Annotated in this window: 7 protein-coding genes; 6 read left to right on the forward strand and 1 reads right to left on the reverse strand. The window is 63.4% G+C overall.

Annotated features, from left to right (window positions below; translation table 11 throughout):
• From LQT98_RS02780 to LQT98_RS02800, 5 genes are all read left to right on the forward strand, one after another.
• A partial coding sequence (locus LQT98_RS02780; RefSeq protein WP_231461037.1) for a T6SS effector BTH_I2691 family protein occupies nt 1-2500 on the forward strand: 2500 nt, incomplete at its 5' end.
• Nucleotides 2501-2904: 404 nt separating this feature from the next.
• Nucleotides 2905-3639, forward strand: coding sequence for a DUF6708 domain-containing protein (locus LQT98_RS02785; RefSeq protein ID WP_231461038.1), 735 nt, complete (start codon nt 2905-2907; stop codon nt 3637-3639).
• Nucleotides 3636-3854, forward strand: a complete 219-nt coding sequence (locus tag LQT98_RS02790; RefSeq protein ID WP_231461039.1) for a hypothetical protein — start codon at nt 3636-3638, stop codon at nt 3852-3854. The genes LQT98_RS02785 and LQT98_RS02790 overlap by 4 nt, the downstream gene beginning before the upstream one ends.
• Entirely contained in the window at nt 3854-5002 is a 1149-nt protein-coding gene (locus tag LQT98_RS02795) for a DUF6708 domain-containing protein (RefSeq protein WP_231461040.1), read from the forward strand. Before LQT98_RS02790 ends, LQT98_RS02795 begins: the two co-directional genes overlap by 1 nt.
• Before the next feature lie 180 nt (nt 5003-5182).
• Nucleotides 5183-6436, forward strand: coding sequence for a hypothetical protein (locus tag LQT98_RS02800; protein WP_231461041.1), 1254 nt, complete (start codon nt 5183-5185; stop codon nt 6434-6436).
• Here LQT98_RS02800 and LQT98_RS02805 read toward each other — a convergent pair.
• Entirely contained in the window at nt 6393-6875 is a 483-nt protein-coding gene (locus tag LQT98_RS02805) for an Lrp/AsnC family transcriptional regulator (protein WP_231461042.1), read from the reverse strand. The genes LQT98_RS02800 and LQT98_RS02805 overlap by 44 nt on opposite strands.
• 130 nt (nt 6876-7005) lie before the next feature.
• Between LQT98_RS02805 and phhA the strand changes: the two genes are divergently transcribed.
• The gene (gene phhA / locus LQT98_RS02810) at nt 7006-7899 is read left to right on the forward strand and encodes a phenylalanine 4-monooxygenase (protein WP_231461043.1); all 894 of its coding nucleotides are present in this window, start codon (nt 7006-7008) and stop codon (nt 7897-7899) included.
• Nucleotides 7900-8307: the final 408 nt, after the last annotated feature.

The raw sequence follows: 8307 nt of genomic DNA on the forward strand, positions 1-8307 counted from the left end.
GCTCGGCGCCGGCGTCAGCGAACGCCGGCTCGCCACCGCCGGCTACACCCTGCGCCTGCTGCGCGCCGGCTATCTCTACATGCTGGTTCAGCGCCGCGGCCAGCCGCGCGGCTGGGAACGCGCCTGGACCGTGGACGACAAAAGCTGCCTCGCCGCCTTCAATCCCGGCGTGTTCACCCCGGTTCCCCGCGCCTTCCAGTGCGCTACCTCCGGCCACCACGTCAACGCCTCGCTGATCAATGTCGAACATCCCGACACCGTTCAGGAGCTGCGCCTGTTGTTCCTGCCGGACCCGCTGACCCCGCGCATGCTGAACCAGATTCGCGACACCCCGCGGCTGTGGCAGCAACTGCAAAGCTTCAAGCTGGCGCCGCAACCCCAGCCGCATGCGCTGAGCCCGCCGCAACTGGAACCGCATGTGGTGGAATACCGCTTTCTCAAGCAGGATCGGAGCAAGGTCAAACGTTTCGATCCCCACCTGTTCCCCACGCTGGCGGCGCAAGCCGCCAGCTATGACAACAGCCCGCTCAGGCAGAACCCCAAAATCGCCGCCGCGCTGGCCCGGCAGCCGCCCGGCGTCAGCCTCGTTCTCCAGAACGTGTCTTTTCCCTACCAAGAGCGGCTGGACGGCATCCGCGACATCCTTGGCCAGCAAGGCAGTTTCGCCGTCGCCCTGCACGACCCGATCGGCCTGACCCAGGAACTGGCCAACTGGCACAACACCGCCACGCTAGACCTGGAGCGCGACATGGAGCGCGCCTCCGGCTATAACCGTTACAGCCGGCAGCAAGCCTATCAAATCCTGCTCACCGTGGAAGAGGCCCGGGACGCCTTGTACGACAATCACCTCAGGCAACGGCGGCCGGCGCCGGAACTGCTGCTGGATCAGGACCTGCACAGCCGGCCGCTGGGCCGCGACGGCCTGCTGAGCCCCGCGCCTTTCCTGCCCAATGCGCGCAACACCCACCGCAACCGCGCCGAATACGAGCAAACACTGGCGGATTGGGAGCGCCGGCACGGCGCCGCCACTCGTCAGCAAGCCCAGGCCACCTGGAACCGCTACCGCGCCCGGCTCAGCGACGAAGCCGGCTACCGGGCGGCGTTCCAGCAACTGCAGCAGCGCATCCGCCAGGCCGACGCCGAAGCCGAGCAACGCTTCGCCGACTGGCAACAGTGGCTGAACAGCCCGGCATTGCGGCAGACGCTTGGCTACTACGACGACGCCGACCTGGACAGCGGCCACTGTTACGCGCACCAGATCGGCCTGTGTCAGAACGGCGTCAACGTCAGCGCGGCCGGCCAGCGCTGGCTGGCGCTGCAGGCCGACGTCCAGCCCGGCCAGCCCGGCGCGCTGTTGCAGCATGCGCTGATGCTGAACCAGCACAGCGTCAAGACCGCCTTCGCCAGCCCGGACAAATTAGCGGAAGGCGCCAGGCTGCTCAGCGACTACTGGGACAAGCTCAACCAGTCCAGCAGCAGCCTCAGCCACCTGGGCGGCGTCAACCTGCTGGTTTTGCAAGCCGGCCACGCGATGCTGGCCAAGCTGCCGGCCGGCCAAACGCTGGACCGCGCGGTCTTGAGCGCCAGCCGCCTGCACCGGCTGCTGCAATGCGGACTGGGCAAGGTGCGCGGGGACCTGCTGGCCGCTCACTTCCCCAATCCGCAGGCGCGGGCGGCGGCGGCGCAGCGGCTGGCCAAGGCCGATCGCAAGCAAATGAGCGCGGCGCTGCAAGGGCGCTCGCCGCCGGGCAATCTGGCGAGCTTGCGCTTCGCCAGCATCGTCACCCTGTTGGAAATGGCCAATCTGTACGGCAAGGCGCCCAAGATGGGCGACAACTGGCGGGCGGCGGCGGAAGGCAGCGCGGCGATGCTGGGCTTGAGCGCGGTGCTGCTGGAGCTGGGCGCCAACGCCAGCGAGCTGAGCGCGGGCCAGATCCCCGGCCGCGGGCTGGCCCAGCAAGTGAGCGGCCAGCAGCGCGCCATCGTCGGCGGCGGGATGAAACTGGCGGCCGGCGCCTTGGGCAGCGTGGCGGGGATGTTGGGGATGGTGGTGGATTTTAGTGCTTATGTGGAGGCGAGAGACAGAGATAGGAAAGGTCTAAGCTATGTTTATTTCCTTCGCGCAGCGGTGTCAGGAGGTGGTGCTGCGTTGGGCGCGGCGATTGCGCTGGGTTCGGCGGGAGAGTTTCTGGCTTGGGCGTTGAGCAAGGCCAAGAGATACGAGCTGCGCGTCATGGTGCAGGCGATGCTCCGCCTTAGCAACTGGGTCTCCAGCGCCCGTCTATTCGGCCAGCGGGTGTTGCCGCTGCTGCTGCGCGGCGCGCGCCTTGCCAGCGGCGTCGGCTTGGTGAGCACCGGCGCGATCTGGTTGTTGGAGCCGGACGCGCTGGAAAAATGGTGCGATCAATCGATGCTGCGCCAGCGGCCCGGCGATCCGCGCTTCCCCAATTTCAGCGAAGAAATCGAAGCCTTGAACGCCGCCATCCAGGAGTTGCGCTGATGTACTGGATGGAATGGGTAGCGTATGTGCTGCGCTCGCGGCCCAAGCCCGGCATAATTTTGGACAGTATTATTCAACACATCACCGTTAAGGACGCGCCAGGAGATGGTCAACAGGTCACCGATGTGAGGCAGCGCCGTTCCGACACCATCGACGATCATCACGCGATCTACCGTCATACCGATACCTATATCGATGTTTGTACTTATAACGATGATAAGCGAGGCTTGATTACACTCGTACTAGCGGTGTTTACATGGGGGGGGGGGCTAGCTTGGTACAGCGTAATTGATATCTGGCTGGAGTTGTTTGGCTTAAGCCCTAATCAGGCGGTCAGTGCCTTGGAGTTTTGGATTGCTTTTATTGGCTTTACCCTGACAACGCCTGTTTACTGCTATGTTCTGTTGCGTTTTGGTTTCCCCATCTGGCATCTGGAAGCCTTTACATTGCGGCGGCTGGTGGTGCGTTTCAACCGCAAGACCCGCAAAGTCTATCTGCTGCGTCCGCCGTATCTGGGTGGCGTGGCCGTTCACGACTGGGAGCAGGTGGAAGCAGGGCTGCCCGGAGTCGACGACGAGGGCGACACCGCCGGCGCGGCCGGCGGCTTCCTGATCCTTGGCTGGATGCTGGAACGGAACGACAACCCCTATGCCGGCACTACCACGGCGGTGGACGCCGCCTTCCTCGGCGGTCCCTGCGACGACTACGCCCAACTGGTCGGGTTTTGGGAATACATCCGCCGTTTCATGGAGGAGGGGCCGCAGGCCGCGCCGCGGCCGCGGCGGCTGCGCACGCGCTGGCCCAATCCGGTTTCCAGCCTGCTGACGGTGTTCCGCCTCAATCTGCCGGGTGGCATCGGCAAGCTGCCGTTCTTCCGCGTGCTCAGGGTTATCATGTTCCCGGCCTTCTTCATCTGGATGCTGGGCCATCAGCTCTCGCAATTGCTCAGCTACGAGGGCCGTTTCCCCAAGGCCATCCGCCGCGCCAGCGGCGAATCCGAGCTGGGTTCGCTGCTGGCGCTGATCGGCTACAACCTGCTGCCGCTGTTGTACACGCCGCTCTGGGTCTGGCCGCTGTTCGCCTGGCTGGACAATCAAGACCCGTGGCTGCCGTGGCATTGGCTGCGGAGCTGGTTGTGAGCGAAATGGCCTGGCTGGGTGATCTGAGGGTGCGTTCACGCGCAGCCCGGCGTCCGCGTGGGCAAGCCCTGCGGCCTTGCTCCCCCTACAGGCCGGACGCGCTGGAAAAATGCTGCGATCAATCGATGCTGCGCCAGCGGCCCGGCGATCCGCGCTTCCCCAATTTCAGCGAAGAAATCGAAGCCTTGAACGCCGCCATCCAGGAGCTGCGCTGATGTACTGGATGGAGTGGGTAGCGTATGTGCTGCGCTCGCGGCCCAAGCCCGGCATAATTTTGGACAGTATTATTCAACACATCACCGTTAAGGACGCGCCAGGCGATGGCCAGCAGGTCACCGATGTGAGGCAACGCCGTTCTGACACCATAGACGACCATCATGCGATCTATCGTCATACCAACACCTACATTGATGTCTGCACTTATAACGACGATAAGCGCGGTTTGATTAGCTTGGTGCTCGGTGTCATGTACTGGGGAGTTGGTGGGCTTTGGCTAGGTGATGCTTTGACAGACAGCGTACCAGCTATTTGGAGCTGGAAAAAAGTCAATGGGGAAGCCATTGATGCTGAAATGATATTTGTCATGTTGGTGGACTTCACGGTTTTTCCCGCTGTGCTTTATGTACTTTTACGTTTCGGCTTCCCCCTCTGGCGTCTGGAAGCCTTCACATTGCGGCGGCTGGTGGTGCGTTTCAACCGCAAGACCCGCAAAGTCTATCTGCTGCGTCCGCCGTATCTGGGCGGCGTGGCCGTTCACGACTGGGAGCAGGTGGAAGCAGGGCTGCCCGGAGTCGACGACGAGGGCGACACCGCCGGCGCGGCCGGCGGCTTCCTGATCCTTGGCTGGATGCTGGAACGGAACGACAACCCCTATGCCGGCACTACCACGGCGGTGGACGCCGCCTTCCTCGGCGGTCCCTGCGACGACTACGCCCAACTGCTCGGGTTTTGGGAATACATCCGCCGTTTCATGGAGGAGGGGCCGCAGGCCGCGCCGCGGCCGCGGCGGCTGCGCACGCGCTGGCCCAATCCGGTTTCCAGCCTGCTGACGGTGTTCCGCCTCAATCTGCCGGGCGGCATCGGCAAGCTGCCGTTCTTCCGCGTGCTCAGGGTCATCATGTTCCCGGCCTTCTTCATCTGGATGCTGGGCCATCAGCTCTCGCAATTGCTCAGCTACGAGGGCCGCTTCCCCAAGGCCATCCGCCGCGTCAGCGGCGAATCCGAGCTGGGCTCGCTGCTGGCGCTGATCGGCTACAACCTGCTGCCGCTGTTGTACACGCCGCTCTGGGTCTGGCCGCTGTTCGCCTGGCTGGACAATCAAGACCCGTGGTTGCCGTGGCATTGGCTGCGGAGCTGGTTGTGAGCGGAATGGCCTGGCTGGGTGATCTGAAGATGCTTTCACGCGCAGCCCGGCGTCGGCCTTGCCCACGCTACAGGCCGGACGCGCTGGAAAAATGCTGCGATCAATCGATGCTGCGCCAGCGGCCAGGCGATCCGTGCTTGGAAGCTGACGTTTTTGTCATCATCGAAACGGGAGATGGATATGGCTTGGCCTTTTCCGCAATTGACGCGGCCGGATTGGCCGCCGCCGCCGTCGCATGGCCGTTGGCTGGCCATGCTGGCCGGCGCTTTTATTATCGGCATGGTCGCCACCAGCTTGCTGTGGCCGCGCGGTCAGCTCATGGATTGGCGTTTTTGGGGCTGGGCGCTGTTGATTCCCGGTTTGAGCTGGCTGATGTTGTGGGGAGGACGCTACTACCTGTTTGAAACCGAGCGGGAGGAGGTTCAGGCGGAGCGGCAGGCGCAGGACGAGTTGATGCGGGGCTGGGAGCAATGGGCGCGCGCGGCGCTGCCGGTATTGGCTGCCAGCGTGCGTCTGGCGCGCCCGCTGTCGCTGGAACAGCGGCTGGCCGGGAATGGGCCGCAGTATGCGGGCCAGGCATTGAGCCTGCCGCCGGTCTTGGATCCTGGGCCGCTGCCGGAGTGGCTTGCCGTTGAGCCGGAACGGCGGGAGCGTGTTTTGCGTTTGCAGGCTTTATTGCTGGAGGTGCTGACACCGGAGTTGATGGCGCGCTTGGCGGCGCTCGGGAACGGAGACTTGGTCCTGATGGCCAGGGAGGAGGATGAGGCTTTGTGGCGCTTGGTCTGCCGCCAGCAATTGTCCGGTGGTGGCGAGGAGCGCTGGCGGGAGCCGTTAGCGGAGCGGGCAGGGATGCTGACGCCGGAACAGGGCTGGCAGGCGATTTACGATCAGGTGTACCAGCAGGAGAGGCGTCGGCCTGTCTTGCTATTGGGCGCGCTGTTGCACGGGGCCGACGATATGGCGCCGGATGGTTCCGAGCATGGTTTCGCTTTGCTGTTGGGCGGCAGCGATGACGGTGCGCGGCCCATCCGCCATCTGTCGCGTTCGCAGCCGACTTCGGCGGCCGAGTGGTCCGAGGACTTGGCGCAGCTGATGCGAGTGCAGGGCGATGCCAAGCCGCCGGATTGTGTCTGGCACAGCGGTTTGGGGCAAGAAGAGCTGCAAGGGCTGGGCCAAGCGCTGAGCGCGCGGCTGCCGGACTGGTTCCAGCGGGAGAGGGTGCCGCTGGAATCGCTGGAGGATGCGCTGGGCTTGGCGGGCGATCTGAGCTACCCCTTGCATCTGGCCATTTTGTGCCAGCCGGACATGCCGGAAGAGCAATGGCTGGCATGGAAGGACGCGGCGGGCTGCCGGCTGCAGAGGGTGTCCGCCGCGCCGAAGGGCGAAGCGCTCACTCCGGCACCGAGGACAGCGGCAGCTTCATCGTCTGTTTGATCGCGTTCAAGGCGATGGTGGATTTGACGCTGCGCACCAGCGACAGCCGCATCAGCCGGTTCATCACGAAGGTGGACAGCGAGGGCAGGTCCGGCACCACGATGCGCAGCAGGTAGTCCGCCTCGCCGGCGGCGGCGTAGCATTCCAGCACCTCAGGCAATTCATTGATGGCCTGGGCGAATTCCTGCAAGGCGCTTTCGCTGTGGCGTTCCAGGCTGACGTGGGCGAAGGCCATCACCGACAGGCCCACCTGTTCCGGCTTCAAAGCCACCTGGTAGCCCTGGATCACGCCGTTCTCTTCCATGCGCTGGATGCGGCGGCCGATCTGCGACGCCGACAGCGCCACTTGCTGCGCCAGCTTCTGATGGGTGCTGCGGGCGTCGTGCTGCAGCGCGTCCAGGATCTGGTAGTCGAAGCGGTCCAATTCAATTTTGCGCATGATGAGCATTTCGTGGTGTTTATATGCGGCAAGTGTGCAAAAAAAATCGCACACAGGCAAATTTTGCGGTCTTCCCGCATCGCTCCGGGCCTAAACTAGAGTTATCCACCTAAATTCCGGACCCGCCACCATGAACGACCGAGCCGATTTCGTCGTGCCCGACATCACCACGCGCAAGAATGTCGGACTCAGCCACGACCGCGTGGACTTCACGCTGCCGCAACCGCTGGAGCGCTACACCGCCGCCGATCACGCCACCTGGGCCACGCTGTACCGCCGCCAGAGCGAGATGCTGCCGGGCCGCGCCTGCGATGAATTCCTGGAAGGTCTGGAGCGCCTGGGCGTGGACGCGGATCGGGTGCCGGATTTCGCCAAGCTGAATGAACAATTGATGGCCGCCACCGGCTGGCGGATCGTGGCGGTGCCGGGCCTGATTCCGGACGATGTGTTCTTCGAACACCTGGCCAACCGCCGCTTCCCGGTCACCTGGTGGCTGCGCGAGCCGCACCAGCTGGACTATCTGCAAGAGCCGGACGTGTTCCATGATTTGTTCGGCCATGTGCCGCTGTTGATCAATCCGGTGTTCGCCGACTATCTGGAGGCTTACGGCAAGGGCGGCATGAAGGCCAAGGCGCTGGGCGCCTTGCCGCTGCTGGCGCGCTTGTACTGGTACACGGTGGAGTTCGGCCTGATCAACACCCCCAAGGGCATGCGCATCTACGGCGCCGGCATTGTGTCCAGCAAGGGCGAGTCGGTGTACTGCCTGGACAGCGCCAGTCCCAACCGCGTCGGTTTCGATCTGGAGCGCATCATGCGCACCCGCTACCGCATCGACACCTTCCAGAGGACCTATTTCGTCATCGACAGCTTCCAGCAGTTGTTCGACGCCACCGCGCCGGATTTCGCGCCGTTGTACGCGCGCCTGGCCGAGGCGCCGACGCTGGGCGCCGGCGACATCGCCGCGGAGGACAAGGTTTTCAACGTTGGCGACCGCAGCGGCTGGGGCGATTCCGAGGATGTGTGACGCCTTGCCGTGATGGCTGGCAAGCTTGCGATAGACCCGCCACGGCGGGTCTTTTTATTTGTTCCGATTAAAACAAAAATGTGAGTGTTTACTAGATTGATAAGCATTCTCATTTTTGTTAGAGTCCGTTTACGATCTCGCGAGCTAGGGCGAGACAAGGCGAAAACGGCTGAGAAAGCGGAATGTACACACGGTACATGAGCATTTCGAAGCGGTTTTCAACGCCGTATCGCCGCAGCGCAGCAGATCGTAAACAGACTCTTAGAACCTGTTCAAGGTCTCGCGAGCAAGGGCGAGACAAGGCGAAAACGAGCGAAAAAGCGGAATGTACAGGTGGTACATGAGCATTTTGAGCTCGGTTTCAACGCCGTATCGCTGAAGCGCAGCAGACTTTGAACAGGTTCTTAG

The organism is Chromobacterium aquaticum (genome assembly GCF_021129195.1).
GTDB lineage: Bacteria > Pseudomonadota > Gammaproteobacteria > Burkholderiales > Chromobacteriaceae > Chromobacterium > Chromobacterium aquaticum.

Excerpts from the sequence above, each read along its gene's own strand:
- LQT98_RS02795 (WP_231461040.1), top strand. The coding sequence starts at position 3,854 with ATGTACTGGATGGAGTGGGTAGCGTATGTGCTGCGCTCGCGGCCCAAG.
- LQT98_RS02800 (WP_231461041.1), top strand. The coding sequence starts at position 5,183 with ATGGCTTGGCCTTTTCCGCAATTGACGCGGCCGGATTGGCCGCCGCCG.
- LQT98_RS02805 (WP_231461042.1), bottom strand. The coding sequence starts at position 6,875 with ATGCGCAAAATTGAATTGGACCGCTTCGACTACCAGATCCTGGACGCG.
- phhA (WP_231461043.1), top strand. The coding sequence starts at position 7,006 with ATGAACGACCGAGCCGATTTCGTCGTGCCCGACATCACCACGCGCAAG.